The organism is Thermoplasmata archaeon, from assembly GCA_036395115.1.
Taxonomy (GTDB): Archaea; Thermoplasmatota; Thermoplasmata; order RBG-16-68-12; family RBG-16-68-12; genus RBG-16-68-12.
The window spans coordinates 17,371-42,212 of record DASWDU010000011.1; the positions used below are offsets into that span (position 1 = coordinate 17,371).

The 24,842-nt window shown below is 66.5% G+C and carries 31 protein-coding genes and 2 tRNA genes; 25 read left to right on the top strand and 8 right to left on the bottom strand.

Annotated elements, in window-relative coordinates:
* The first annotated feature begins 50 nt into the window (after nucleotides 1–50).
* Nucleotides 51–2,504, top strand: a complete 2,454-nt coding sequence (locus tag VF992_02465; protein HEX9340022.1) for a DUF835 domain-containing protein — start codon at nucleotides 51–53, stop codon at nucleotides 2,502–2,504.
* 1 nt (nucleotide 2,505) lies between these two features.
* On the opposite strand, the gene VF992_02470 is transcribed toward VF992_02465, so the two are convergent.
* Entirely contained in the window at nucleotides 2,506–3,075 is a 570-nt protein-coding gene (locus VF992_02470) for a UbiX family flavin prenyltransferase (GenBank protein HEX9340023.1), read from the bottom strand.
* A gap of 181 nt (nucleotides 3,076–3,256) precedes the next feature.
* On the opposite strand from VF992_02470, the gene VF992_02475 reads away from it, so the two are divergent.
* From VF992_02475 to VF992_02510, 8 genes are all read left to right on the top strand, one after another.
* Entirely contained in the window at nucleotides 3,257–3,757 is a 501-nt protein-coding gene (locus tag VF992_02475; GenBank protein ID HEX9340024.1) for a GNAT family N-acetyltransferase, read from the top strand.
* A gap of 944 nt (nucleotides 3,758–4,701) precedes the next feature.
* Nucleotides 4,702–5,166, top strand: a complete 465-nt coding sequence (locus VF992_02480; GenBank protein ID HEX9340025.1) for a 30S ribosomal protein S19e — start codon at nucleotides 4,702–4,704, stop codon at nucleotides 5,164–5,166.
* A 3-nt stretch (nucleotides 5,167–5,169) separates the two neighbouring features.
* Entirely contained in the window at nucleotides 5,170–5,505 is a 336-nt protein-coding gene (locus tag VF992_02485) for a DNA-binding protein (GenBank protein ID HEX9340026.1), read from the top strand.
* 2 nt (nucleotides 5,506–5,507) lie between these two features.
* Nucleotides 5,508–5,663 (top strand): 50S ribosomal protein L39e, encoded by a 156-nt coding sequence (locus VF992_02490; GenBank protein ID HEX9340027.1) that lies wholly within the window; start codon nucleotides 5,508–5,510, stop codon nucleotides 5,661–5,663.
* 3 nt (nucleotides 5,664–5,666) lie between these two features.
* Complete coding sequence (locus tag VF992_02495; GenBank protein HEX9340028.1) at nucleotides 5,667–5,930, top strand: 50S ribosomal protein L31e; 264 nt, start codon at nucleotides 5,667–5,669, stop codon at nucleotides 5,928–5,930.
* Nucleotides 5,931–5,939: 9 nt separating this feature from the next.
* Nucleotides 5,940–6,593, top strand: coding sequence for a translation initiation factor IF-6 (locus VF992_02500; GenBank protein HEX9340029.1), 654 nt, complete (start codon nucleotides 5,940–5,942; stop codon nucleotides 6,591–6,593).
* A gap of 285 nt (nucleotides 6,594–6,878) precedes the next feature.
* Complete coding sequence (locus tag VF992_02505; GenBank protein HEX9340030.1) at nucleotides 6,879–7,976, top strand: DUF373 family protein; 1,098 nt, start codon at nucleotides 6,879–6,881, stop codon at nucleotides 7,974–7,976.
* Between the two features lie 16 nt (nucleotides 7,977–7,992).
* Complete coding sequence (locus tag VF992_02510; GenBank protein ID HEX9340031.1) at nucleotides 7,993–8,640, top strand: 6-hydroxymethylpterin diphosphokinase MptE-like protein; 648 nt, start codon at nucleotides 7,993–7,995, stop codon at nucleotides 8,638–8,640.
* On the opposite strand, the gene gcvPB is transcribed toward VF992_02510, so the two are convergent.
* The 4 genes from gcvPB to VF992_02530 are packed head-to-tail and all read right to left on the bottom strand — an operon-like array spanning nucleotide 8,641 to nucleotide 12,256.
* Nucleotides 8,641–10,083 carry an aminomethyl-transferring glycine dehydrogenase subunit GcvPB gene (gcvPB, locus tag VF992_02515; protein ID HEX9340032.1) on the bottom strand — a complete coding sequence of 481 codons (1,443 nt, stop codon included), beginning with the start codon at nucleotides 10,081–10,083 and terminating at the stop codon, nucleotides 8,641–8,643.
* The gene (gene gcvPA / locus VF992_02520) at nucleotides 10,080–11,402 is read right to left on the bottom strand and encodes an aminomethyl-transferring glycine dehydrogenase subunit GcvPA (protein HEX9340033.1); all 1,323 of its coding nucleotides are present in this window, start codon (nucleotides 11,400–11,402) and stop codon (nucleotides 10,080–10,082) included. Before gcvPA ends, gcvPB begins: the two co-directional genes overlap by 4 nt.
* Before the next feature lie 53 nt (nucleotides 11,403–11,455).
* On the bottom strand, nucleotides 11,456–12,043 hold the full coding sequence (locus VF992_02525; protein ID HEX9340034.1) for a histidine phosphatase family protein: 588 nt from the start codon (nucleotides 12,041–12,043) through the stop codon (nucleotides 11,456–11,458).
* Nucleotides 12,044–12,049: 6 nt separating this feature from the next.
* Nucleotides 12,050–12,256: a hypothetical protein gene (locus VF992_02530; protein ID HEX9340035.1), complete on the bottom strand. Its 207-nt coding sequence runs from the start codon at nucleotides 12,254–12,256 to the stop codon at nucleotides 12,050–12,052.
* Nucleotides 12,257–12,351: 95 nt separating this feature from the next.
* Between VF992_02530 and VF992_02535 the strand changes: the two genes are divergently transcribed.
* Nucleotides 12,352–12,433, top strand: a tRNA-Ser gene (locus VF992_02535).
* 491 nt (nucleotides 12,434–12,924) lie between these two features.
* A tRNA-Ser gene (locus VF992_02540) sits at nucleotides 12,925–13,004 on the top strand.
* Between the two features lie 57 nt (nucleotides 13,005–13,061).
* Here the strand turns inward: VF992_02540 and VF992_02545 are convergent.
* Nucleotides 13,062–14,975 carry a S9 family peptidase gene (locus VF992_02545; protein HEX9340036.1) on the bottom strand — a complete coding sequence of 638 codons (1,914 nt, stop codon included), beginning with the start codon at nucleotides 14,973–14,975 and terminating at the stop codon, nucleotides 13,062–13,064.
* An 84-nt stretch (nucleotides 14,976–15,059) separates the two neighbouring features.
* Between VF992_02545 and VF992_02550 the strand changes: the two genes are divergently transcribed.
* The 6 genes from VF992_02550 (at nucleotide 15,060) to VF992_02575 (ending at nucleotide 18,231) form a co-directional block, all read left to right on the top strand.
* Nucleotides 15,060–15,476 (top strand): VOC family protein, encoded by a 417-nt coding sequence (locus tag VF992_02550; GenBank protein HEX9340037.1) that lies wholly within the window; start codon nucleotides 15,060–15,062, stop codon nucleotides 15,474–15,476.
* 12 nt (nucleotides 15,477–15,488) lie between these two features.
* Nucleotides 15,489–15,881, top strand: a complete 393-nt coding sequence (locus tag VF992_02555; GenBank protein HEX9340038.1) for a nuclear transport factor 2 family protein — start codon at nucleotides 15,489–15,491, stop codon at nucleotides 15,879–15,881.
* Between the two features lie 48 nt (nucleotides 15,882–15,929).
* The gene (locus VF992_02560) at nucleotides 15,930–16,544 is read left to right on the top strand and encodes a TMEM175 family protein (protein HEX9340039.1); all 615 of its coding nucleotides are present in this window, start codon (nucleotides 15,930–15,932) and stop codon (nucleotides 16,542–16,544) included.
* Nucleotides 16,545–16,604: 60 nt separating this feature from the next.
* Nucleotides 16,605–17,543, top strand: coding sequence for a trypsin-like peptidase domain-containing protein (locus VF992_02565; protein ID HEX9340040.1), 939 nt, complete (start codon nucleotides 16,605–16,607; stop codon nucleotides 17,541–17,543).
* Between the two features lie 52 nt (nucleotides 17,544–17,595).
* A complete protein-coding gene (locus VF992_02570; protein ID HEX9340041.1) occupies nucleotides 17,596–17,784 on the top strand; it encodes a hypothetical protein in 189 nt (62 codons plus the stop codon).
* Between the two features lie 72 nt (nucleotides 17,785–17,856).
* Complete coding sequence (locus tag VF992_02575; GenBank protein HEX9340042.1) at nucleotides 17,857–18,231, top strand: hypothetical protein; 375 nt, start codon at nucleotides 17,857–17,859, stop codon at nucleotides 18,229–18,231.
* A gap of 73 nt (nucleotides 18,232–18,304) precedes the next feature.
* Here the strand turns inward: VF992_02575 and VF992_02580 are convergent, their stop codons facing one another.
* Nucleotides 18,305–18,472 carry a preprotein translocase subunit Sec61beta gene (locus VF992_02580; protein HEX9340043.1) on the bottom strand — a complete coding sequence of 56 codons (168 nt, stop codon included), beginning with the start codon at nucleotides 18,470–18,472 and terminating at the stop codon, nucleotides 18,305–18,307.
* 111 nt (nucleotides 18,473–18,583) lie between these two features.
* Here VF992_02580 and albA point away from each other — a divergent pair, with 111 nt between their 5' ends.
* Genes albA through VF992_02615 form a run of 7 tightly spaced genes read left to right on the top strand, consistent with a single transcriptional unit; the run spans nucleotide 18,584 to nucleotide 22,596 of the window.
* Nucleotides 18,584–18,856, top strand: a complete 273-nt coding sequence (albA, locus tag VF992_02585; protein ID HEX9340044.1) for a DNA-binding protein Alba — start codon at nucleotides 18,584–18,586, stop codon at nucleotides 18,854–18,856.
* Nucleotides 18,857–18,904: 48 nt separating this feature from the next.
* Nucleotides 18,905–19,765 carry a sulfite exporter TauE/SafE family protein gene (locus VF992_02590; protein ID HEX9340045.1) on the top strand — a complete coding sequence of 287 codons (861 nt, stop codon included), beginning with the start codon at nucleotides 18,905–18,907 and terminating at the stop codon, nucleotides 19,763–19,765.
* Nucleotides 19,762–20,166: a DUF1634 domain-containing protein gene (locus VF992_02595; GenBank protein HEX9340046.1), complete on the top strand. Its 405-nt coding sequence runs from the start codon at nucleotides 19,762–19,764 to the stop codon at nucleotides 20,164–20,166. The genes VF992_02590 and VF992_02595 overlap by 4 nt, the downstream gene beginning before the upstream one ends.
* Nucleotides 20,167–20,198: 32 nt before the next feature.
* On the top strand, nucleotides 20,199–21,407 hold the full coding sequence (locus VF992_02600; protein ID HEX9340047.1) for a tRNA pseudouridine(54/55) synthase Pus10: 1,209 nt from the start codon (nucleotides 20,199–20,201) through the stop codon (nucleotides 21,405–21,407).
* A gap of 5 nt (nucleotides 21,408–21,412) precedes the next feature.
* Nucleotides 21,413–21,703, top strand: coding sequence for a 50S ribosomal protein L21e (locus VF992_02605; protein ID HEX9340048.1), 291 nt, complete (start codon nucleotides 21,413–21,415; stop codon nucleotides 21,701–21,703).
* Nucleotides 21,704–21,713: 10 nt separating this feature from the next.
* The gene (locus tag VF992_02610; protein ID HEX9340049.1) at nucleotides 21,714–22,034 is read left to right on the top strand and encodes an RNA polymerase Rpb4 family protein; all 321 of its coding nucleotides are present in this window, start codon (nucleotides 21,714–21,716) and stop codon (nucleotides 22,032–22,034) included.
* A 13-nt stretch (nucleotides 22,035–22,047) separates the two neighbouring features.
* A complete protein-coding gene (locus tag VF992_02615; GenBank protein HEX9340050.1) occupies nucleotides 22,048–22,596 on the top strand; it encodes a DUF655 domain-containing protein in 549 nt (182 codons plus the stop codon).
* Here VF992_02615 and VF992_02620 read toward each other — a convergent pair.
* Nucleotides 22,593–23,402 carry a hypothetical protein gene (locus VF992_02620; protein HEX9340051.1) on the bottom strand — a complete coding sequence of 270 codons (810 nt, stop codon included), beginning with the start codon at nucleotides 23,400–23,402 and terminating at the stop codon, nucleotides 22,593–22,595. The genes VF992_02615 and VF992_02620 overlap by 4 nt on opposite strands.
* A 101-nt stretch (nucleotides 23,403–23,503) precedes the next feature.
* On the opposite strand from VF992_02620, the gene VF992_02625 reads away from it, so the two are divergent.
* The gene (locus VF992_02625) at nucleotides 23,504–24,838 is read left to right on the top strand and encodes an Nre family DNA repair protein (GenBank protein HEX9340052.1); all 1,335 of its coding nucleotides are present in this window, start codon (nucleotides 23,504–23,506) and stop codon (nucleotides 24,836–24,838) included.
* Nucleotides 24,839–24,842 lie beyond the last annotated feature (4 nt).

Sequence of the window (24,842 nt, forward strand, 5' to 3'; positions counted from 1 at the left end):
GGTCGACCGGCACAAGCCTTTATCCCGACGGGACCTTTCCGTCGCGGTCCATGGGCTCGGTGCGACCGGCCGGCTTGGCCCTCGGGGCCGCCCTCCTCCTGTTCTGGGCCGTCGTCGGGCCGTCGATCGGACAGAATCCGGCGGGCCGGATGATCGTCGCGACGGACTACGAGCTCTTCGGGACCTCGGACTTGCGCGGCGGCGGTCACGTCTCGTGGACCTTCACGGGATCGAAGGCCGCGGAGTTCCGCGCGAGGCTCATCCACATGTTCGACGAGTACGACATCGTCCCGCGTGGCTTCCCCGAGTCCGGCGCCTCGATTCTCGCGAACCGCGACGGGCGGCTCGACGCGGCGGAGGGACTCGTCTATACGGACCGCCTCGAGGTGATGCTCGAACGCCCCCCGGCGACAACGCTCCCCGGCACACCCGTGCAGTACATGAACCTCGGTCGCTTCAATCTGCGGGAGGACGATCCGAGCGATCGGGACACAGGTTTCCGGCGGAGCACCGCCGGCCTCGCGGGGGAGGATCTCAATTCCACTGCCGATGTCGTCATCCGCTTTCTCTTCGAGGCCTATTCGACCACGGCGAACGCACGCGTGCCGCTCCCGACGCCGGTCTTGGCGGAGGCTCCGTATGCCTTCTTTTCCTATGAGGCACAGCAGTCGCCGACGATGACGCCGTCGGGCTTTCTTCCGGACGTCTGGCCGTTCTTGCACGAAGGCGGTTGGCACAACAATACCACCGCGGACGGGAGGAAAGCGATGTGGGCGGGCAACGACACGACCGGCGCGTACGACAACAACACCGTCGCCGCCACCCGGACGACCGCGGATCCCGCCCTCGCGCGCGCTTCGTCGTTCTACGAGCCGTTCGATCTACGGTTCGCATCTCACGCGTGGGTGACGTTCAACTACACGGGCCAGGTCGCGGACCCGAACGACCGGCTGCATCTGCAGATCGCGCAGGAGCCTTCCTTGACGATATGGACGAACCTGTCGTTCGGGCCATCGTTCGATCTGCCGTCGACGCCTGTCGGCTCATGGACGAACGCGACCGTGGACCTGGACGCGTACCTCGGGCAGCGCGTACGGCTCCGCCTGAACTTCACTTCCGACGGGACGGGGAGCGGGCCGGGCTTCTTCATCCGAGATTTCGCCTTGCACGCGCCGGCCGACTACGAGGGCGAAGTCGTCGAGACGGATTCGCACTACCTGGTCGGCACGCTCAGCTTCTCCGATCCCGCACTCGTCTCCGGCGGCACTCAGCTCATCCGAACGCCCGGGGGCGAGATCCTGTACTACACGTCGGCGTGGGACGCGAGCGCCCCGGCTCCCGACTCAATTCGCTTCCGCACCCTCGACCTCACCGAGAACCCGCAAGTCCTGTTCGGAGTCATGCTCGTGGCGTCGCACGCCATCTCGCGTCTCCAGAACGGCGCCTACCACCGGTACCGCGAGTCCCATCCGAGCGTTTTTCGGCCGGCGGTGCACAGGGTGAAATGGCTGCACAACATCGGCCGCGTCGCGATCGGTGTGCTGATCCTCTTCTACTTCGTCCCGACGGCCCTGGGAGTGGTCGGCCTTCGCACCTTCGTCTCGGGGCCCGCATACTGGTTCCTCTCCTTGACCCTCGCCTTGCTCGTCGGATTCGGCACGCGGGCGTACTACCGGCAGAGACTCGAGGAGGCGCCGCCTCCCGTGGTTGGCGCTCCACCCATCCTCGAGGGGCGAGAAGAGGTCCCGCCCTCGCCCGAACCGGTGGCCGTGTTCGCCCACTGCACGCACTGTCTGCGCGAGGTGCGGGAAGGCGACAAGACGTACAACTGCACGTGCGGCGCGGTGTACCACCTCAGCTGTGCTGCCGGCCTGATGCGTTGCGCGAACTGCCGAAAACCGATCGCCCTCGAGGTCGTCCGGGAGAAGAAGGTCGTCTCGATGCGGTGCGAGTCGTGCGGCGAGCTGCAGGTGATCCCGGAGGGCGCCGATCCCCGCGCGGTCACATGCGAGCACTGCGGCGGCCGCCTCCGCCACCTGGACACGGGCAAGCGGTACCTGATCGTCGCGAACAATCCCGCGATCGCGTTCGCGTGGATGCACGACCTGACGCAGGGCGGCAAGCCGTCCCTCTGCTTCTCGCCTGCGGCCCCGGACCGGCTCCGGCTCGAGTTCGGCGGCGAGGACGTGCAGTTCTTGCAGGTCTCCTCGCAGGCGCCGAACGCAATCGATCCGCACAAGCTCGATCCCGCCGGGCTGCGGGCGATCCTACCGCTCGCGCGGCAGGGCAAGGGTGGTGTCATCCTGTACGACGGCCTGGATCAGATCGTCTCGGACGCGTCTCTGGGCGACGTGATCCGCTTCCTCCGAAAGGCCAACGACATGGCGTTCGTGCACGGGGTCACGGTGGTCGCGCGCGTCTCGCCCGGCCTTCTCCCGGACCCGGACCTCCGGCGGCTTCGCGCGGAGTTCGACGAGTACATGGACCTCTCGGCCCAGATGTGATTCAGACGTCCGGCGGGCCGCCCCAACGCGGACCCAAGCCGTGCTCGACCCCGAGGTGGTCGAGGATCCGCGCGACGACGAAGTCGACGAGGTCGTCGATCCGCTTCGGCTTGCCGTAGAACCCCGGAGAGGCAGGGAGGATCACGACGCCGAGGCGCGCGAGTTTGAGCATGTTCTCCAGCGTCACGGCGCCGAGCGGCGTCTCCCTCGGCACGAGGATGAGCGTCCTCCGCTCCTTCATCGCGACGGCCGCGGCCCGCGTCACGAGGTTGTCCGCGATGCCCGTGGCGATTTTCGCGAGGGTCGTGCCGCTGCATGGGACGACGACGAGGGCACGGAAGGGATGCGATCCGGACGCGGGTCCGGCCGCGAGATCGTCCCCGGTATAGATCGTCCGGGCGCCCGCGGCGAACTCTTTGACAGAGAGCCCCGCCTCGACGTCGATGACGGCCTCCGCGTCTCGCGTCACGATGAGGTCCGCGCGGTCGCCGAGGGCCTCGATTAGTCGACGGGCGTACACGACGCCGGAGGCTCCAGTGACGCCCAGCAGGATTCGGGACTCCGGGCCCACGCCGGCGGAAGAGGCTCGGCGTGCGGATGAAGGTTCCGCGCCGGGCTATCGCCGTACGGCCATGCCGACGAGGCCAGGAAGCGGTTCCTTGGCAGGTGCGTCATCTTCATCGCGGGAGGCGGCTGTAGGCGGCGGGGCGAAAAGAGTAACTTCTCTGGAGGAATTTCCGGGCGTGCCTCGCGTGCGCGTCCGTCGCGCGACCCTGAAGGACTTGGACCTCCTCGTCCGCCATCGGCGCGGGATGTGGGAGGCGGTCGCCGACCTGTCCGTGCGCGATCTCGACGCCGCAGACCGCGTGTACCGACGCTGGGCCCGGGCGCGCATCCGTTCCGGGCGGCTCGTTGCTTTCATCGTCGAGCAGGATGGCGTGGCGGTGGCGAGCGGCTGCGTGTGGATCATGGCGGTCCAGCCGAGACCGCTCTGGAAAGGCACCCGCGCCGCGTATCTCTTATCGATGTTCACTGAGCCGAGCCACCGCGGCCGAGGGCACGCGACACGGGTCGTCCGCGCCGCCGTCCGCTGGGCGAAAGCGCGGGGAATCGACGTGATGCTCCTCCACGCGTCTCGGTTCGGCGAGCCGATTTACCGGAAGGAAGGTTTCGAGCCAACCACGGAGATGCGGCGCTTTCTCTCCACGCAGCGCCGCCGACGCCTGCCGAACCCGTCTCCGGCCTCCCGGTAGTTTCCTCCGGTGGGAGCACGCAACCTTCGTGTGAGCGAGAATTCGTATTGCAAGCCATGGAAGCGGAGTGGTTTCGCCGTCGTTCGCTCCCCATAGCATGCCGGAGCTCCGAGTCTTGGCAGAGTGACGTTAACCAGTCAGAAAGGTCTCGGCGTCCCTGGAGGGACCCTTCCTCCGTTAATGCGGGCCGGTTGCCACACAGGGCCATGCTGCTGTTACGCCTTGGTAACGGACGTGATTGTGAGGTTCGACCTGTCCGTGCTCGGGCAGGGCCATCCGCCGTGGTCGGGCCCGTTCACCGAGCTGCTTCTCGTAATTTGAGAACCCAACGGTACGAAATACTGATTCTTTCCCGCGGAATCGCCGTTCACGTAAAACATCACGCTAGCGAAGCCATTTGCATTGCCCGTGTTGACCAGAGTGAATGTCCACCTGAATGTGTAGTAATATGGACCGAAGAGGCCGCAGCCCGACTGTGTGTATGCGGCGTCAGTCAAGGTGATCTTGGGCGTGGCTGCAGATTGCTGTGCGAGCGGGATTCCGAATCCCCAAGCCAATCCCACGATGACAACAGCAACTATGGCAATTACGACGTAGCGAGCAATGTGGCTCGGCCTCAGCGGCGCTCGTGGGACGTCGGGCGGCGGCGGTTGTTCGTACGGTGGCTCATAAGGTGGCTCCGAAGGTCCAGAAGGCTGCATCTCCTCCTCCGGAGTGTATCGCGACGCGGTGTACTCAATGGTTTCGGTCGTTTCGCGGCGAGGGAAAACGGCTCACAATCAAGCTGCACCACAAGACGGACCGAGCTTCGCTCTCGTGCCACGGTGGGAACGCATTCAAGACCTTGCGACCGAGTGCGGCAATGATGCTATGCGACAATTCCCCGCCCCAAGCCTTCATATACGACCTCGATTTATGAAGCCCGAATTCACCGAGTGTCGACGATGACGACCGCCTACGACGTGCCTCCCGCCCTCTTGATTGAGCGGCTGAAGGACCACCTGCAGAAGGAGGGCAAGATCAAGCCGCCGGAGTGGGCCGCGTTCGCCCGCACGGGGGTGCATACGGAGAAGGCGCCGACCCAGAGCGACTGGTGGTATCGGCGAGTCGCGGCGGTCCTCCGAAAAGTCTACCTCCGAGGGCCCGTCGGCACGACGCGCCTCGCGGCGGAGTTCGGCGGGCGCCGGGACGATGGCTCCGCCCCCTACCATCCGCGGCGCGGGTCGCGGTCGATCGCACGGGAGGCGATGCAGCAGCTCGAGTCGATGGGCCTGCTCGCGAAGACGGACAAGCGGGGCCGCTCGATCAGCCCCCAGGGCCGGAAACTCCTCGACGCCTTGTCCCACGAGATCCTGAAGGAGCTCGCCGTGACGATGCCGGAGCTGGCGAAGTACGCCGGAGGGCCCTGATCGATGTCGTTGGACGACGACGAGCTCGAGGCGATCCGCCGGAGGAAGCTGCAGGAACTGCAGCAGGCCCAGGTCCAAGCCGCGGCGGACCAGCAGTACCGGGACCAGATCCAGGCCCAGCGACAGCAGATCATGCGGCAGATCCTGACGCCGGAGGCACGGGAGCGACTCGGCCGCATCGAGCTCGCCTATCCGGAGCTGAAGGAGAGCATCGAGAACCAGCTCATCGCGCTCGCCCAGAGCGGACGCGTGCAGCGCGCGATCGACGACGCGACGTTGCGGCAGATCCTGGAGCGCGTGATCCCGCGGAAGCGGGACATCAAGATCGAGAGGCGCTGACGATGGCCCGCAACAAGCCGTACGCAAAGAAGCTGCGGCTCCTGAAAAAGGTGAAGGCGAACCGTCGCGTGCCCGCATGGGTGATCCAGCGGACGAAGCGGAACTTCACGCGGCATCCGAAGCGCCGCTCGTGGCGCCGCAACAAGCTGAAGGCGTGAGCCATGGCGGAGCAGGAAGAGGAACGCATCATGGTCGTGCCCCTCAGGGCCGCCTGGGCGGCCTCCCGGACGAAGCGCACGCCCCGGGCGATCAAGGCGATCCGGGAGCACGTGCAGCGGCACCTCAAGCCGGACCGCATCTTCATCGACGACGTGCTGAACGAATACCTATGGAAGCGGGGCCGCGAGCACCCGCCGCGCCGCATCCGCATCAAGGCGATCAAATTCGAGGACGGGTCCGCCGTCGTGAGTCTGCCGGAGGATTGAGGGACCTATTTGCTCCGCCGGCTCGACATCGCAGGGAACCCCTACATCGGAGTTTTCTGCGCGGCGAACGACGAGCTGCTCCTGGTCGCCCCCGACGTCCCGAAGTCCGCGATCCGCCGCATGGACGAGGCGCTCCAGACGACGCACGTCGTCACGTCCGTCGCCCACTCGACCGTCGTTGGTTCGCTCGTCGCGATGAACTCGAAGGGGATCCTCGCCTCCCCATTCATCGAAGAGGCCGAGCTCGATGCGATCGGGGACGCCGTGTATCCGCTCCCGCACCGGCTGAGCGCGGTGGGCAACAACATCCTGTCCAACGACCACGGCGCCGTCGTGCATCCGAACTATGACGACGAAGCGGTCGCATTCATCCACAAGTCGCTCGGCGTGCCGGTCGTACGCGGGACGATCGCCGGGATCAAGACGGTCGGCTCGGTTGCCGTCGCGACGAACAAGGGCGTCCTATGCCATCCGCATGCGCGACCTGGCGAGCTCGAACTCCTCAAGTCGACGCTCCAAGTCCCCGTGCACATCACGACGGCGAACTACGGCGCGGCGCAGGTCGGCGCGTCCATGGTCGCGAACGCGCACGGTGCGGTCGTCGGCTCCCGGACCACGCCGATTGAGCTCGGGCGAATCGAGGAAGGCCTCGGGTTGTTCTAGCTCACGGGTTCCTGATCGTCTGAGATTCTGTCACGTTCGCGGATGGTGGCCTTCGTTGGCCGCCTCTATGGTCGTATCGGGGAGAGGTCGGCGGATGTGAGAATCCGGACGGAGCTGCCACCACATTGGCTTCCGGTGCAAGGGCGGCGGTCCGCGGGTATGGAGTCGGAATGCGTCGCCTATCCTCGTGGATGAGTAGACTATCTGCCCTTGTGACCACCGGGCTTTGTGACAACAATCGTCCGACAAGTTTGATATATCAAGGGACGGGTAAGCAAGGCGTCCATGAAGACGCTCGTCCTCTGCGTGGATCGAGACGACGACATCGGGGCGAAGACGGGGCTCCGGGGTCCGATCGTCGGGCGCGATGCGAACTTGGCCGCGGCCATGCGGCTCGCGATCGCCGACCCGGAGGATTCCGACGTCAACGCGCTCTTCAGTGCGATTTCGATTTTCGACGGTTACTGGAGGGAGAATCCGGACGCCGAGATCGCGACGATCTGCGGCGATGTGCACGTCGGCACGGTGTCGGATATCGAGCTGACGCGGCAGCTCGATCAGATCCTCCGGGACCTCCGCCCGGAGCGCGTGTTCCTCGTGTCCGACGGTGCGGAGGACGAGGCGTTCGCCCCGATCATCAGCTCCCGGATCCGGGTCGACCACGTGCGTCGCGTGTACGTGCGGCAGACGCCCACGGCGGAGTCGCTCTACTACACGCTCGGGCGGCAACTGAAGAATCCGAGGGTGCGACGGAAGATCGTCGCCCCGCTGGGCTTCGTCCTGCTCTTGTTCGGGGCGATCTACTTGGCGTGGCCCACCGCGGCGGGGGGCTTGGCGCTGCTCCTGGCCGGCTTCTACCTGATCGTGATCTCGTTGCCCGTCAGCAGCTTCCGGGATGTCTTCGAGAAGGGCGGTCACTACTACCAGCGCGTGCGGGATTCCGTCGCCTCCGGAGAACTGGCGATTTTCTTCAACGTGTCCGCGCTCATCTTGATCCTCGTGGGCGTGTTCTTCGGCGCCGATCTCGCGAGTCGCTCGGGCGAGACGTCGTACGTGGCGAGGTTCCTCTCGTTCGTCTTCGGGTCGGTCTGGTTCTTCGTCATCGGCGCGCTGGCTTTCGAAGGCGGGAAGGTGATCGACGCCTACCTGAAGCGGCGCCGGGCGCCGGGTCACGCGCTCGCCGTCGCGGTCTCGTTCGTCGCGATGGGCCTCCTCGTCCTGGGGATGACCCAGATCCTGCAGACAATCTTAGCCGGGTACAACCCCGCCGCCTCGCTCCCCCTGATCTACTTGAGCATCGGGCTCGCCGTATTCCTGGTCGCGGTGACGGGTCTCTCGTACCGGAGCCGCGAGGAACGGAAAGATCGACCTGAGGACGGTTAGCGCCGCCGGGGTTCCGATGGACTTCGAGGCGTGGGAGCCGTTTTACGTCCAGATCTTGAAGGACTTCGGCTTTTCCCGGGACGCCGACGAGGCCGTCGCGGCCGAGCTGGACCGGATCTTGACGGGGACGCGCGCGGCGGACGCCGATCTGCGGCGCCTGATTCGGGGCAAGGAGGTGACGGTCGCCGGGAACGGCCCGAACGTCGAGGACGAAATCGCCGACGCCCAGGGGGTCCTCGTGGCCGCGGACGAGGCCACTTCGGTCGCGCTCGCGTCGGGAAGGCTCCCGTCCGTCCTCGTCACGGACCTCGACGGGACCGTCTCGGACCAGGTGAAGGCGAACCAGGAGGGGACCGTCGCGGTCGTGCACGGCCATGGGGACAACGGGCCCGCCGTGCGGGAATGGGCCCCCCGTTTCTCCGGCCCGACGGTGGCGACCACGCAGTCGCGGCCCGCCGGCGGGCTCCGCAACTTCGGCGGCTTCACGGACGGCGACCGGGGGGTCTTCCTGGCGGACCATTTCGGCGCCCGGCGGATCCACCTCGTCGGGTTCGACTTCGAGCGTCCCAACGCGAAGGACACGGACCGCCGGATGAAGCAGCGGAAGCTCGACTGGGCGTACGTCCTGCTGAGCAGCCTGGACCGCGACGACCTCGCACTCTAGTCACGTCGACCCGCGGGCCTTCGCGGTCCGCCAGCTGAGGATCGGATCGCGGGCCGCCTGCACCTCATCGACGCGCGCCACCGACGTGTTGTGCGGCGCGCCGTGCAGGGTCTCGGGGCTCTCGCCGACGATCTTCGTGAGCGCGTCGACGAAGCCGTCGAGCGTCTCCATCGTCTCCGTCTCCGTGGGCTCGATCATCAACGCCTCCTCGACGAGGTGCGGGAAGTAGACGGTCGGCGGGTGGTATCCGAAGTCCATGAGCCGTTTCGCGAGGTCGACGGTCCGCACGCCGCGCGACGCGAGCTTCGCGGCGCTCGCGACGAACTCGTGCTTCCGCAGCCCGCCGAACGGCACGTCGAGCACGCCTTGCAGCCGGTGCCGCACGTAGTTCGCGTTCAGGACCGCGTGGTCCGAGACCTCCCGCAATCCGTCGGCGCCCATCCGCAGGATGTACGCGTACGCGCGCACGAGAAGGGCGAAGTTACCGTACCATGCGCGGACCTTCCCGATCGACTTCGGACGGTCGTAGTTCAGATGGTAGCCGCGCCCGTCGAGGCCGATGACCGGCACCGGGAGGAATGGCTCGAGCGGGCCGCGCACCCCGACGGGCCCGGCGCCGGGTCCGCCGCCGCCGTGCGGCGTCGTGAACGTCTTGTGGAGGTTGAAGTGCACGATGTCGAAGTTCATCTTCCCCGGGGAAGTCCGGCCGAGGATCGCGTTGAAGTTCGCTCCGTCGTAGTACAAGAGCCCGCCCGCGTCGTGCACGACCTCTGCGATGTCGAGGACGCGGTCCTCGAAAATGCCAAGCGTGTTCGGGTTCGTGAGCATGAACGCGAGCGTCTTCTCACCCGCAGCGGCCTCGAGCGCCTTCAGGTCGACGCGGCCGTCCTTCGAGGGGATTTCAACGATCTCGAAGCCGAGCATGCCGGCCGATGCGAAGTTCGTCCCGTGCGCCGTGTCCGGCAGGATGACTTGATGCCGCTCCTCCCCGCGGTCTCGGTGGTACGCCTGCGCGAGGAGGAGGCCCGTGTACTCGCCTTGCGCGCCGGCCGCCGGTTGGAGCGTGACCGCGTCCATGCCTGCGATCCGCGCGAGCATGTCCTGCAGCTCGTAGAGGAGGCGGAGCGCCCCCTGCATCGTCGCCTCGTCTTGGTCCGGGTGCATCCGCGCGACGGCCGGGAGGGCCGCGAGCTCTTCCGTGAACTTCGGGTTGAACTTCATCGTGCACGAACCGAGCGGATAGAAGCCCGTGTCGATCCCGAAGTTCATCTGCGACAACCGGGTGTAATGCCGCACGACCTCATGTTCGGGGAGGTTCGGAATCCCGAGCCGCTCTCGGCGGAGGTTCGGCGGGACCAGGTCGGCGACGTCGACCCGATCGTCCGGGGCGGACCGCTTCTCGAGGAGGAGGGGCTCGTCCCAGTAGGCTTGCCGGAAGCTCACGCGACCGCCTCCAGGGCCTGGAGCAGGCGGTTTACGTCGTCCGCCTTTTGCCGTTCCGTCGTCGCGAACAGCGCGGAGTCGCTCAGCTCGGGGAGTTGCCGGGCGAGCGACAGCCCGCCATGGACGCCACGGGCCAAGAGGCCCCGGTGGACGGCCGAGTAGTCCCCCTTGTACCGCACGACGAATTCGTTGAAGTGCGCCCCGTTGAACACCGGCGCGGTGAAGCCCGAGATCTTGTCGATCGACGCGGCGAGCTCCTTCGCCCGGCGGATGTTCTCCGCCGCGAGCCGTCGCAGGCCGTTCGAACCTTGGACCGCTACGAACGCCGCTGCCGCGACGGCCAAGAGCGACTCGTTCGTGCAGATGTTCGACATCGCCTTCTCTCGTCGGATGTGCTGCTCCCGCGTCTGGAGAGTCATGCAGAACGCGCGGTGGCCTTTCACGTCGCGCGTGAGGCCGATCACCCGGCCCGGCATCTTCCGCACGTGCTCCTGCCGGCACGCGAAGATTCCGAGGAGGGGACCGCCGCAATTCACCGCGGTGCCGAGGGACTGGCCTTCTCCGATCACGATGTCCGCGCCGAAGTCTCCCGGAGGCCGAACGACCGCTTGCGCGATCGGATTGACGCCGACGACGAATACGGCTCCGGTGAGGGCGCGGATCTCCGCGAGCTGCTCCTCGAATCGCCCGAGGAAGTTCGGATTCTCCACGTATACGCCGCACACGGCGGGGGAGAGCGCCGCCTCCAGCTTCGTGAGGTCGAGCATGCCCGTCCCCCGGTCGTAGTCGACCTCGCGCGCCTCGACGCCCGTGCCGTTCAGGTAGTTCGCGAGGACGGCCTTGCGGTTGTGGCGCAATGCCCGCGGCACGAGGAACACGTTGCCGCCGTGGATGCGGTGCGCCATCCGCGCCGCTTCCCCGAGCGCGGTCGACGCGTCGTACATCGAGGTGTTCGCGGCGTCCATCCCGGTGAGTTCGCAAATCAGGCTCTGGTACTCCCAGAGCGCCTGAAGGAGGCCTTGGCTCAGCTCGGGCTGGTACGGCGTGTACGCGGTGTAGAACTCGGACCGCGACGTGATCGCGCGGACGCTCGCGGGGACGAAGTGGTCGTACAGGCCGCCGCCGAGGAACGTCGGCATCTCGGCCATCGTGCGGTTCGCGGACAGGAGGGAGGTCACGTGCCGGACGACGGTCAGTTCCGGGAGGCCGTCCGGAAGATCGATCTTCGGGATGCGGACGGCGGCGGGGATGTCCGCGAAGAGGTCATCGATGCGCTGCAAGCCCATCGCTTGGAGCATCTCGTCCTCATCGGAGGGCATGCGGGTTCCGCTGAGAGAGGTGCCTCCTTAAAGGGTTTGGCATCGAGTGCAGGTCACGGAGCCGCAGCGCTGAGTCGTGTGAAATCCCGGACGAGCCGTAGGCCGGAGCCGGCTTCGATGATCGCCGCGGACCCGAACCCGATCGAGTCCTTGTAGGTCTCCGACGGGCGGTCGCCCTTGAGTTCCGAGAGGACGAGGGAGAAGAGAGTGCCGTGACCTGATACCGCGACGACGCGGCCGGGGTTGTCCGAGCCGATCGACTCGAGGCACGTCCTCGCGCGGGTCACGGCCATGCCGAGGGATTCTTTCGAGGGCGGCAAGTAATCGAGGTCCGCCCATGCGCGGGTCTCGAGGGCCTTGAACTCCGGTTGCGAGATCCCGGATTCGTCCGGAGCCCATTCCTTGAGACACGGCCGCTTGAGGATCGGAATGTGGAACGATTCGGAGAGGACGATCGCGGTCTCGATGCTCCGGCGCAAGGGGCTCGTATAGACCCGAGTGGGCGGTGCGGTGGGCCATGCCGCCACGAGATCCTCGATCTGTCGGCGGCCTCGATCGGACAGGGGAGCTCGGTCGAAATTGGATGTGCCGAGAGGGCGCACGATTTCGCCATGACGCAGGAGGACGAGTGTCGCGTGCATAGGAATTCATCCGCCCGAAACGACTCCGATCACGCAGATCCGCTCCCCATCGCGGAGCGGTTCATCGATCGGGATTGGGATGTCGCCTCGGACGAGAAGGTGCGCGTCCGGCGGCAGCCGCAGAGCCTTCAGGAGATCCTCGCCGGTCGCATCCGACTCCAAGGCCACGGCGACCTCCGTTCGGCGGGGAACGAGCTCGGCGACGATTTGCACGACGCGGACCGAGGGCGGCGCCGGTCTTAAGCGTTCCTTCCTTCGCCTCCTGGTCGGAACGCTTATCCGAAGCATCGTTTTCCGGATGAACGACTGCCCAGGTCGCCTAGCCCGGTAGGGCGGCGGTCTCGAAAACCGCTGGGTTACCCCTCGCAGGTTCAAATCCTGCCCTGGGCGCTTCACCCATAGACCTGGTGCCAATTTCCGTATTAGCGTTACGACCTGCACTAAGTGGCGCCCCTGCCCCGCATACAGGCTAGGCCCCGCGCCTTCGTTTGCTTGTCTGATGGCAGGAAGCTTTAGGCGCGGGCTCCTCCATCGCGCTCCGCGTCATACATATGCCAACTTCCTGGCAGGCTTTCCAAACTGATTGGGGGAATTTTCTGAATTGGCTGAATTCGGGCCCAGGACGTGCTTTCTGCGGCACGCTACTCGTACTAGTGATTTTGTTCATCGTCTTCTATGTCGCCACACGCCTTCTGGGCAGGGCCCATCGTGCCCTGCTCCCGGAAGCCTCCGAGGACGAATCCGGGGTGGAAGGAGCCCCTCGGCCAGAGGACAACAAGGACGGACGAGAGTAGTTTCACGGCGGGGAGCGTCCCCAAAAACCGGGTTGCTTTCGAGGAATGGGGGCGGCTCCGTTGCGAATCTGAGTCCGGATCAGCCGAACGGTCGCCTAAGCCCGGTAGGGCGGCGGTCTCGAAAACCGCTGGGTTACCCCTCGCAGGTTCAAATCCTGCCCTGGGCGCTCCGGTGCGAGAGTGGACCGGTCTGGCAGACTCGGGGCCGCGACTGCGGCGCTCGCCTACTTCAGGTGCGTGTCGAACCAACGCAGGTACGCCTTCAGCCGGGCGATTCGGTGCTTCGGCTTCCCCGCGCGCGAGAGATCGTGATTCTCTTTCGGGAACAGGACCATCTCGGCCTCTTTGCCGTAGTACTTCAGGGCGGTGAAGAACTGGATCGCCTCGACGTGCCAGCAGCGAAGGTCTTCGAACGAATGGACGAGGAGGAGGGGTGTCGTGACGTTCCTGACGTAGCGGAGCGGCGACTTCGCCAGCGTCGTCTCCTCGTCGTCCCACGGGTCAACCCCGGTCTGGTCGCGACCGAAGTACGGCCCGATGTCGCTCGTCCCCCAGAACGTCCACCAGCTCGAGATCGAGCGGTCCGTGACTGCGGCCTTGAACCGGTCTGTGTGGGTCACGACCCAGTTCGTCATGAACCCACCGTACGAGCCGCCAGCGACCGCGAGCCGCTTCGCATCGACGAACGGATAATGAGCGATCGCGTAATCGACGGCCTCCATGAGATCCTGGTAATCCCGTTCGCCGTAGTGCTTGCGGAGGTCCGCGAACGCCTCTGTGTATCCGTCGCTCCCCCGCGGATTCGTGAAGAGGACCGCGTACCCCCTGGCGGCGAACACCTGGAATTCGTGGAGGTAGCTGTAGCCGAATGCGGTCTTCGGCCCGCCGTGTACGTAGAGGATGGTAGGGACCTTGCCCCGCTTCGACGGCCAGAGGATCCAACCTTCGACGTCGACCCCGTCGCTCGCGCGGAAGGTGAAGTGCTCCGGCTTCCGGATCGCCAGATTGGACCGCGCCTCATCGTTGAACGACGTCACCTTGCGCGGCTCCCCGTCGAATCGGTACAGTTCGGGGAGCGACATCGATTCCATCCCGGTGAAGATCAGGGCGCCGTCGTTCACCTGAAATGCCTCGACGCACCGTTCGCCGCCGACTAGGCGGTTCACGCGGCGATCCGCGACGTCGAGCGAGCAAAGATGCACGCCGCCGCCCTCCGCCGCGACGAAGTAGATGCGGTCGCCGACCCACTTCGGATCCGGGCTCATGCCGCCCATGCGGACGTCGCAGTTCAGCGCGTTCGACAGGTTCCGGTCCATCGACTCGAGGCGCTCCGGCGCTCCCCCTTTTGCGTCGACGACCCACAGGTGTTCGTGCGAGGCGAATCCGCGCGGCAGGTCGTCTCCCCGGAACACGAGCCGCCGGTCGTCCGGGGACCAGCCCACGCTCGCGATCTCCATCGTATGTTTCGTCAAAGGGATCGTCTTCCGCGAGGCCACATCGAGCACGAATACGTCTTGGAGGTACGGCCGCACGTCTTCCATCTGGGCGACGTACGCGACGCGCTTCCCGTCGTGCGACCACGCCGCCTTCGTGACGTCGAACTCCCCCTTCGTCACCTGCTTGACGGCCTTCGTGGCGAGGGTCAGGATGAAGGCGTGCTTGCGGAGATTGTAGATGAAGCCTTTGTCGTTGAACCAGAAGTTGATGCGGCGGATCGTACGGACATCCTCGTCGTCTTCGCCGACGTTCGACAAGAAGAGCACCCGCTTCCCGTCCGGCGACCACGCGGCGCCTTCAATGCCCTCTTCGCGCCGGAGCAAGAGGGTCGCCTCGCCGCCGTCTGTCGGGATTAGGTAGAGCGCGTTCCCCTTGTCGTCTTTCCCCATCTCCCGCTTCGACGTGAACAAGATCCGCTTCCCGTCGGGGGAGATCTTCGGGGCGCCATCCTTGCCGGCCGTCGTGAGCTGCCCCGGGGCCGTCCCGTCGAGCGGGACGATCCAGATGTTGCCCTCGTACTCGTCCTTGTCCAGCAGGGCGCGGTGCACGGAGATCGCCGCGAACGTCCCGTCCGGCGCGAGGCTCGGTTCGGAGAGCATCGCGTAGGCGGCGAGATCCTCGGGTTCGACGGGCTTGGCCATGCGGAGGGCGAGCCCGTCGCGTGTGATAAATTCTGCTCCCACGCCCGCAAGGCTCATCGCCCCCGCCGACTTGTCCCCGAGGCGATGGCCGGCCCGCTGGGCAAGCTCGCGTACCTGTACGTCGGGACCGCCGACCTCGATCGCGATCTCGACTACTACACGAAGGTTCTCGGGGCGAAGCTCCTCTGGAACTACCACGAGTTCGGCGCGAAGGTCGCCTCGGTGCGGCTGTGCGACGGGCCGCAGTACATCCTCGCGGACCACCGCCACGCGCCGTCCGTCCTCCCGATCTTTGACGTCGGGGACCTCAAGGCGACCGCGAAGGACTTGCGTTCGCGTGGCTGGAAGTCCGAGGGGCGCTCGTTCGAGATTCCTCCCGGCCCGTGCCACCTGTTCAAGGACCCGAGCGGGAACGAGCTCGCGATGTTCGAGAACGTGCGGCCGGGCCTAATGGAAGGGTCTTTCGGGGATGCCGGCATTCGGCGGTTCGGTCGCGGGTGACGGAGGCGATCCATGTTCGAGCACCCGAACGCGACGCTGGTCAACCACCTCTACGACGCGTTCGACAAGAAGGACAACGAGCGGCTCAAGAAGCTGATCGCCGAGGACGCGGTGTGGTACGTGCCGGGTTCCTCGCCGATTTCCGGCGAACACCGGGGCCATGCGGCGATTTTCGCATACTTCCAGAAGCTCGCGGAGCTCAGCGGCGGCACGTTCCGCGCGGAGCTCGTCGACATCCTCGCGAGCGACATGCACGCGGTGGCCCTCGCGACCGCGACGGCGAACCGGGACGATCGCGCGTTCGAGGGCAGCTACCTCCTTCTGATGCGGATCGAGAAAGGGCGGATCCTCGAGGCGCGGCTCTTCATCGACGATCTGGCGGCGTTCGAGGCGTTCTGGGCCTAGGGGCGATGCACCCTGTCGTCGAGCGGCCCTCCTCCGACGCAGCCGACGATGAGTCCGGCGCGGATCGAGACCCTCGCGGACGGCGTGTTCGCGATCGCGATGACGCTCTTGGCGTTCAACCTCACCGTGCCCGAGGTCCTGCCGATGGAGGATCCGGCCGTCGTCCTCCCGGGCGAACTCGTCGCGCTCTTGCCTCGCTTCCTCATTTACGCGATTAGCTTCGTGGTCCTCGGCATCTACTGGGTCGCCCACCACGCCCAGTTCCGCGTGATCCACAACGCGGACCGTCCGCTGCTTTGGATCAACATCCTCTTCCTCATGCTCGTGGCGTTCGTGCCTTTCTCGACCTCCCTGATGAGCCGATATTGGAGCGCGCCCGCGGCGGTCCAGGTGTACGGGCTCGTGCTCATCCTCATCGGCGGGGCGGGGTACCTGCACTGGTGGTACGCGACCTCGGGACGGCGGCTCGTCCCGCCCTCGACCCCGGATTCCCTGATCCGGGCCGCGAAACATCGCATCGCGATCGCGCCGGCCGTGTGCGTCATCGCCATCGCGTTCTCGCCCGTGAACACGGTGGTCAGCATCGCGCTCTACGCGCTCCTCATCCCGTTCTACATCGCACCCGCGGGCCTCGACCGGCATGTGTTCCGCCAACGCGAGTGACGTGTGACCATAGCGCCGGGAAGTCGCTCAACATACGCCGCCGTCGCGATGGGAGGCCCCATGTTGGCAGATCTCCAGAATGCGTACATCCAGGCGGTGGAGCGAGCGGGCGAGAGCACGGTCAACGTCAGCACGGCACGAGGCCCCTATGGGCCGCCGTTCGGGCCGTGGCCGCGCCGCGGGATCGGGTCGGGCGTGATCCTCGACGAGAAGGGCCACATCCTCACGACGCACCACGTGATCGACGGCGCGGACAAGGTCATCGTCGCCTTCACCGACGGGCGCGTCCTCAGCGGGACAGTCGTCGGCGGTGACGAGGAGACGGACGTCGCGGTCGTGCGCGTCGACGGGAAGGACTTCCGTCGCGCGGACTTCGCGAACTCGGACGAAATCAAGGTCGGCCAGCCGGTGCTCGCGATCGGAAACCCGCTCGGATTGCCCGGCGGCCCCACAGTGACGTCGGGCGTGATCAGCTCCCTCCGCCGGAACCTGACGCGATGGCCGGGCGACGGCTTGCCGGTGATCCAGACGGATGCGGCCGTGAACCCTGGGAACAGCGGCGGGCCCCTCGTGGACCTGCAGGGTCGCGTGGTCGCGATCAACACCGCGACGATCCCCTACGCGGAAGGCATCGGCTTCGCGATCCCGATCAACGCGGCGCTCGACGTCGCCCGCCAGATCCTCGAGCACGGGCACGTCCAGCGGGCATGGCTCGGCATCGCCGGATACGACGTGAACCGACGCCTCGCGGCGTACTACGGGATCACGGCCCGGACCGGCGTGTTCCTCGCCGAGGTGAACGCGAAATCGCCCGCGGACGTCGCGGGACTGCAGGTCGGCGACGTGATCACGTCCCTCGGCGGCCGGCCCCTGAGCGGGATCGCGGACCTCGTCGAGGCGTTACGGGAGCGGGCGTTCGGCGACACGGTCGAAGTCGATGCCGAGCGACGCGGGGTGCGGGTGCACGCGACCGTGGCGCTCGCCGTTCGGCCGTATTGATCGAGGCACGGAGCCCAACAACTTCAAATCCGGAGGCCTCATCGCCCGGTTCGTGATGCGGCCTCCCCACCCGGAAGTCTGCCCGAATTGCGGCAAGCTCACCTGGAACTGGCAGTACCTGTCCGTCCGGGTGTGGATCGAGTGCGAGCACTGCGGCTACAAGGATAGCGTCAGCAATACGCCGGTGAGCGGGGCGAACACGGACAGCACGTCGCGCAAGTCGACCCGATCGAAGGCGTAGGCCGCGTCCAGAGCGACCGCCCGTCCAGAAACATGAAGTAGGCCCACGGAGGTGCGGCCTCCGTCGAGATCCGTGGTCGCCGTCCTGCAAATCGTCGGAACCGAACTTCTGGTCATCCTCATCGGCGTCTGTTTCGCCACGCTCCTGGCCGTCATCGTCGCCGCCCTCTGGTTGCACGGGGACGCGCAGAGCCGTGGGATGGACGCGACCGTGTGGATCGTCCTGCTCATCCTCGCCTCGTTCTTCGGCGGATTCATCGGCTTCGCGATCGTCGTAGTTGTCTACCTCGTCGTGCGGGGGAACCATCCCGTCGGAGGCGCGATGCCCTACGGATACGTCCCGTACCCGGTCGCCCCGCAGGCGGCTTGTCCCGTCTGCGGCGGTCCGATGACCTGGTACCCGGAGTACCAGCGCTGGTACTGTCCGTCGTGCGGGCAATACCGCTAGCGCGTCAGGCGGCGGAACGGCGCCCGGAGCCAAGGGCCGGCGCGTCAAAAGCCTTGGGTCGCGGGGCGGCGCTTCAGGAAATCGGCCACCGGTACGTGACGAGCAGGACGAGCGCCGAGAGGCCGATGCACAAGACGACGACGACCCACGGCGGGATCTTCAGCGCCTTCTCGTCCTCTTGGTCGAAGTAGCGGATGAGGCCCGCCGCCGAGTGGAAACCGGAGTCGCGGTCGCGTGCCATGCACTCGCCGTCTCCATGCGGGATGGAATCTAAAACCTTTCGCATCCGGCCCGGGCTGCAGAGGATTAATACGCGGCTTCCGGATGGCGGCTCGCCCCCGGGGGGCCTTCGTTGGCCGAGTCCGACATCGTCTACATCGGCAAGAAGCCGACGATGAACTACGTCCTCGCCGTCGTCACTTACTTCAACGGCGGCTCGCGGGATGTCGTGGTGAAGGCCCGGGGTCGGTCGATCTCTCGCGCGGTCGACGTCGCGGAGATCGTCCGTGGCCGCTTCGTCCCGGAGGCGAAGGTCCGCGATGTGCGCATCGCGACGGAGAAGGTGACGTCGGAGGAAGGCCGCGCGACGAGCGTGAGCAGCATCGAGATCGTCTTGTCGCGATGACGCTTGGCGAGAAAGACATTTATCATCCTTCCCTTTAGCCGTCGCCGCGTGTCGCCGATCGACGTGCTGCTCCTCCTCGCCCTCTTCGCGTTCCTCGCGGGGATCGGGGGGTCGTTCCTCGGCATCGGCGGCGGCGTCTTCCTGATCCCCTTCATGACGCTCGTCCTGGGGATCGACATCAAGGTCGCAATCGCGACGAGTCTGATTGGCGTCATCGCCACATCGTCGGGCGCTGCGTCCGTATACGTGCGGGACCACCTGACGAACTTGCGGCTCGCGATGTTCCTCGAGGTCGCGACCACGCTCGGGGCGATCGTCGGTGCGGTCGCCGGACTTCTGCTCCCGGGCCCGTACCTCTTCGGCGTGTTCGGGGTCGTCGTGCTGTACGCCGCAGGGGCGATGGCGCGCACCCCCGAGACGGCGAAGGACCGGGCGTACCAGGCGGGCGAAGAGTCCCCGCTCTCGACTCGCCTGAACCTCGGGAGCGTGTACTTCGATCAGGAAGACCAGGGCGTCTACCGCTACCGCGTCGACCGTCCGGGCGCGGGCTTCGGCGTCAGCGCGACGGCCGGCCTGTTCTCCGGCCTCCTCGGCGTCGGAGGCGGCTTCATCAAGGTGCCCGCGATGAACATGCTCATGCGCGTGCCGATGAAGGCCGCGGTGGCGACGAGCAACTTCATGATCGGGGTCACGGCCGCGGCGAGTGCGTTCATCTACTACTCCCAGGGTTGGGTGAACCCGAGTTACGCGGCGATGGTGATCGTCGGCGTCTTCAGCGGCTCGAACCTCGGCACCCGGGTCCTCGTGCGGTCGAAGGCGCAGCGGGTCCGGTTCGTGTTTTCGGTCTTCCTCGCGGCGATCGGTATCTTCATGGCCATCCGGGCGGCGGGGATCGAGATGACGCTATGATGTACCCGCGCGTCGGCCTGAAGATGGTCCAGAATCGGATTGCCGCGCTGCGCCGCGCGGTCGTCGCGGAAGTCGAGGACATCAACCGCCTCATCTATCACGTCCTCCGGGGCGGCGTCGTCGTCTCGGTGGCGTTCATCGTGTTCGCTTTCATCCTGGAAAGCCTCGGCGGGGGAGACATTCCGTCGCACTCGATCGCCGCGCGCAACCTCCTCCCGCAACTCGTCCGCTTCACCCCCGCGGGCTATCTGAACCTCGGGATCCTGCTGATGATCTTCACCCCCGTGGCCCGCGTGGTGCTGAGTTTCCTGTCGTTCGCGGAGGAGCGGGACCGCACGTACGTCGTGCTGACGGCGTTCGTGCTCCTGAACCTGTCGGTGAGCGTGTTCCTGCTGGCGTGAGCCTTTAAGGCGCCCCACGCTTGCGGAGGACCGTGGACGAGGTCCTCGCCGCCGCACGCCTGGTCGATTGGTCGAAGCTCGGCGATCGGACGCTGTGCGACGCCTGCCTCGGTCGCCTCCTCGGCAAGGTCGGCCATGGACACACGAACGAGGAGCGAGGCCGCGCGATCCGGGACGTCACGGGCCGCGCGGACGGGCCGTGCTGGGTGTGCGCGGGGCTGACGGCCCGCTACGACGGGCTCGCCGAGTTCGTCGTCCGCACGCTCGGGCCGTGGGAGTACGACACGTTCCGCGTCGGCTCGCGGATCGATCGGGAAGCCTCGGCCCGCGAGGAGTCGCTGTGGTCCGACCTCGCGCTCTCCGCGGCGGAGCCGCTGAAGGCCGAAGTGAATCGCGAAGTCGGAAAGCGCGTCTCCGAGGCGGTCGACAAGGAGCCGGACGTGGCCGCGCCCGACATCGTCGCGATCCTCGACCCCGCGTTCGACCACGTGGACTTGCAGGTGAACCCGCTCTATCTCCGCGGCCGCTACCGGAAGGTCGTCCGGGGCGTGCCGCAGACCCGGTGGCCGTGCCGACGGTGCATGGGCAAGGGATGCGCGCGATGCGGCGGGACCGGCAAGATGTATCCGACGAGCGTTGAGGAGGCCATCGCCGCCGAGGTCATGCGGGAGTCCGGCGGAACGGGCCACGCGCTCCACGGGATGGGCCGCGAGGATGTCGACGCGCTCATGCTCGGCCGCGGCCGTCCGTTCATCCTCGAGATCAAGGAGCCTCGTCGCCGGCACATCGATGTCGTGTCCGCGGTCGCCCGCATCAACGCGTCCGGCATCGTCGAGGTCGACCAGCTCGTCCCGGCGCGGGGCGCCGACGTCGTCCCGTTGAAAGAGGACCGCGCGGCGAAGACGTACCGCGTCCTCTTCCGGATGGTCCCTCCCGTCGCGGAAGCAAAGCTTAAAACGGCCGTGCCAGTTTTGGTGGCCGAGCCGATCGCCCAGCGCACCCCCGAACGGGTCGTTCACCGGCGTGCGGATACCACGAGGCATCGACGCATCCTGGCGGCGGAGGTCGTCCGGGTCGACGAAGACCGCGCGGAGATCCGCGTGACGGCGGAGGCGGGGACTTACGTCAAGGAGTGGATCCACGGGGACCGCGGAAGGACGTCGCCGTCCCTCGCGGAACGGCTGGGGGTCGCCTGCGAGGTGATCGAGCTCGACGTCTTGGACGTCCACGACGACCGGTGAGACCGATGGTGAAGGCCTCGAAAGGGATCATGGAGAAGACGCGGCAGAAGTTCCGCCGCAGCCCCCGCGAGCGCGGGCTCTCCCCGATCACGCGGTCCTTCCAGACGTTCGAGGACGGCGACCGCGTTACGATCGTGATCGACTCGAGCGTCCAGCGCGGCTGGCCACACCACCGATTCCACGGCATGACGGGCACCGTCGTCGGGCGGCGCGGCGGCTCGTTCCTCGTCGACGTGCGCTTCGGCGGCAAGATCAAGCAGGCCGTGGTCCGGCCCGAGCACCTGAGGCGGGCGTAGGGGGGAGATCATGGAGGAAATGTTCGTCTCCCTCGCCGAGCTGAAGGTCATCCTCGAGAAAGAGAAAGCCGCCCGCGGCGAGTTGAACCCAGAGCAGCAATACTCCCTCTCGCACGCGTCTCTCTTCGCCCGCGTGCCCGCGGACAAGGTCCCCGGGATCGTGAAGGAGCTCATGGAGGTCCCCATGATGTCGCCCTTCAACGCGGTGAAGATTGCCGACCTGATGCCGACCCACTTGGACGACGTCCGCGCGATCTTCGCCAAGGAACGGTTCGCCCTCTCCAAAGAGGATGCGGAGAAAGTCCTCGAGATCGTGGGGAAGTACCGCTGACGAGGCGAGCCGCATGGAAGATTACGCCCGCATCCTCGACTACTTACCGCAAGGCCATCCGGACCAGTCGAAGTTCCACCGTGAGCCGCTCGCGTACGCGCTCGGTGTGGACGAGTTCAAGCTGTTCGAGCTCGTGCCGAAGGAAGGAGTCGCCTTGTCGATTGGACAACGGGTGTACATCGGCAAGGAAGTCGACCAGCGGACGGAGGTCTTGCACGTGAAGCGCCGCGTCGGATACGAGGAGCTGACGACGGCCGCGCAGAAGGAGATGCCGTTCGTGGTCCAGGAGACGGTCAAAGAGAAAGAGGCGAAGTTCGTGGACTTCTTCAACCGCGCGCAGGCGATCACGACGCGGTTCCACATGCTCGAGCTCCTCCCGGGCCTGGGGAAGAAGACAATGTGGGCGATCCTCGAGGAGCGAAAGAAAGGCCCGTTCCTGTCGTTCCAGGACCTCGAGCAGCGGGTCGCGAGCGTCCATCATCCGGAGAAGCTGGTCGCGAAGCGGATCGAGATGGAGATTTCCGACCCGACTCAGAAGTACCGGCTCTTCGTCGCCCGTTAAGCCGCGGCTTTCGTCAAGTCGGTCTCGATTTCTCGAACATCGTGGGACGACAGCCCGAGCTTCTTCCGCAGCGCTTCGAGGAGTTCGCGTTCTTCGTCGGTGATCGGGCCGCCTTCCAGTGCCTCGGCGGCGACCGCGCGGTAAATCCCTGTCCGGGTCTCGAGCACCTCTTCGATGACCTGGCTCTCGATCCGTTCCTGCTCCTCTTTCGAGATCCCGAGGTTCTCCCGGAGCTGCTCGACGAGCAGGCGTTCCGTCGCCGTCACTCGGCCGTCCTTCCATGCCGTCATGACGGCGCGCGTGTACTCCTCGACGCGCTTCACCCGCTCGTCCATCGCGCGCTTGCGGCGGTCGTCGATGCCCTCCAGGTACTCGAGATCGAGCTCGTCGACGTTCATCGCCTCGCGCACGATATCGGAGAACGTGAGGTGGACGGAGGTCGCGCGGTCGATCTCCGCCAAGGTCATGTCCTTCGTCACCCCGGCGACCTTCACGGGGACGCGGACCGTCGAGAGGCGCTCCTTGATCCCCATCGCCCGCTCCCACCCGCGCGGCGCGAGGTAGTACGCGAGCATCCGTTGCTTCTCGCCTTCGATATGCGCCTTCGTCTCGACGAGAAAGCCGTCCCGGACCATCTCGTCGAGGTAGCGGGAGAGGTGCTTCCGCTGCACGCCCGCCGCGAACGCGATTCCCTTCTGGGTCAGCGCTTGCGGCAGCACGTACCGCTCCTCCGTGTTCCGGAAGTCGGACAGATACAGCAGGATGCGGTCTTCCGTGCCGAGCGCGAGTGGTGAATCCGGCTTCACGGCCCGGGAACGTTTTGCGTAGCGGATAATCCTTCGCGTGTCTCGATTCGGGGACCCGGTCGGCACCTTCTTAAAGCCTTTTCGGACTCGCTCGAGGGCGCATGCTCACGCTCCCGATGCAACCGCCTCCGGAGTTCGGCGCGCTCTTCGACGCGGACACGCGTGCCGCGATCGCGAGCGGCCTCTGCGTCTCGTGTCGTGGCGCGAAGCTCCTCTGCGGCAAATCGCGCTGCCCGATCATGGTCCGCTGGGACTCCATGATGAAGACCGCCCCGATGATCGATCGGGTGGATCTCGACGGCTCCTCCCCGCCGGGGGTGTTCGTCGGCCGCTTCGGCTATCCGAAGGTCTTCGTCGGACCCCTCGTGCCGCCGGTCCACGGCGACACGCAGATCCTCGATTCGCCGGAGGCATGGGTCGGCCTTCCGATGGACGACATCGTGAGGTTCCGGTCGCAGCTCGTCCGCGGCATGCACCGGGTGCACGTGATGGACGTCGACCGCGGTGGCCGGCTCGTCGACTCGACGCGGGAGCTCGCCCTCGCGACGTCGCCGGCAGAGGTCGAGGCGGGCTTCAGCCGTAGGCCGCACGGCCGCGTCGTCCTGGACGACAACGTGCAACCGTTCGGGCCGTCCGCGCCGCTGACGCGCCTCGACGTCGGCACGCTGAAAGTCGACGCGGCCATCGACCGCGCGTATTCGGACGCGGACCTGAAGGCGAAGGACGCCGTCCTCGGGCTCTTCGACCGGAATGTCCCGGTCTCCAAGATCCAGCGGGCGTTCAGCGTCGGCGCGTTCGGGATCGAGAAGGCGCGTCGGTTCGTGCCCACCCGGTGGTCGATCACCGCCGTCGACGACACGATCGGCAAGGCGTTGCGGGACCAGGTGAAGTCGTCGCCGCTGATCAACGAGATCCGAGTGTACGAGGCGGTCGGGTACGACGACCGATTCCTGGCGGTCATGATCCCGAGGCCGTGGCGGTACGAGCTGATCGAGGCGTGGTATCCGAACACCTTGTGGAACCCGCTCGGGCGCGAGATCGTGATGTTCGGGGACCACGAAGGGTTCGAGGGCCGCACGACGTACGCGAGCATCGGCGGCTGCTACTACGCTGCGCGCCTCGCCGTCGGGGAGGCGTTGGTCCGGGAACGCCGACAGGCCGCGACGGTCATCTTGCGCGAGACGCACCCGGGGTACATCATGCCGGTCGGCGTCTGGAACGTCCGGGAGCACGTGCGGGAGGCCCTGCGGCGCCGCCCCGCCGTATTCGAGACGATGGCCGCGACCCTGTCCCATCTTCGGACGCGGCTGGACATCCCGATGGAGCGATACGTCCGCGTCAGCGAGGTCCTCAAGCACGTCCTGTACCAGCGGACGTTCGACGACTTCGTCCTCTGGGATGCGGGCCGCCTCGCGCTCCCGGCGTCGCAGGCTTAAGGCG